The 757-nt window shown below is 46.0% G+C and carries 1 protein-coding gene; it reads left to right on the top strand.

Features of this window, described 5'->3' with window-relative positions; translation table 11 throughout:
- The coding region (locus K5Q92_RS23845) for a hypothetical protein (RefSeq protein ID WP_220771256.1) at positions 1-757 on the top strand (757 nt) is incomplete at both ends.

The raw sequence follows: 757 nt of genomic DNA, 5'->3' as shown, positions 1-757 counted from the left end.
TCAAGGTAAAGTTCGTCAATTGCGCCAGAGAGAAAAGAAGAGAAAGAAGAAGAAGAGGAAGGAAGGAAAAAAGGAAAGAAAGAGGGGGAGAAAGGGAGAGAGAAAAAAAAAAGGAAAAGGGGAAGGAAAGGAGAATAGGAGGGGGAGTGGAGAGTGAAATAGGAAAAAGGAAGAAAGGAGAGGAAGGAGGAGAGAGAAGAGAGAAAGAGAGAGGGGGAGGAGGGAGAGGGGAAAAAAAAGGAGGAGAAAAGGGGGGGAGAAGAGAGGGAGAAGAGAGAGAAGGAGGAAAAAGAGAGGAAAAAGGAGAGAAAGGAGAAAGAAGGGAGAGAAAGGGAAGGGAAAGAGGGGAAGAGGAGGAAAGGGGAAGAAAAAAAGAGGGGGAAAAAAGGGAGAAAAAAAGAAAGAGGGAAAGGAAGAAAAAAGAGAGGGGGGAAGGGAGAGAGAAAGGAAGAAAGGGAAGAGGAGAGGAAGGGGAGGAGGAAGAAGAAAAAAGAAAAGGGGGAAGGAAAAAGAGAAGAAGAAAAAAGAAGAAGAGAGGGGAGGAGAAAAAAGAAAAAAAAAAAAAAAGGGGAAAGAAAGAAAAGGGAAAGAGGGAGAGGAAAAAGAAGGGGAAAGGAAGGGAGAAGAGGGAAGAGAGAAAGCGTAAGGACCCCAGAAGGAGAGCAAGGACAGAGCAAAGGACACACGGGAGAACGGCCCGGGGAGGGCAAGCAGGCAGAGAAAGGAGAAAGGAAAAAAAAGAAAGGGGGGGAAAGAA

Origin of the sequence: Shewanella sp. MBTL60-007, from assembly GCF_019654915.1 — a bacterium.
GTDB lineage: Bacteria > Pseudomonadota > Gammaproteobacteria > Enterobacterales > Shewanellaceae > Shewanella.
Note: the sequence above shows the minus strand (reverse complement) of the source record. Positions and strands in the feature narration are given on the sequence as shown.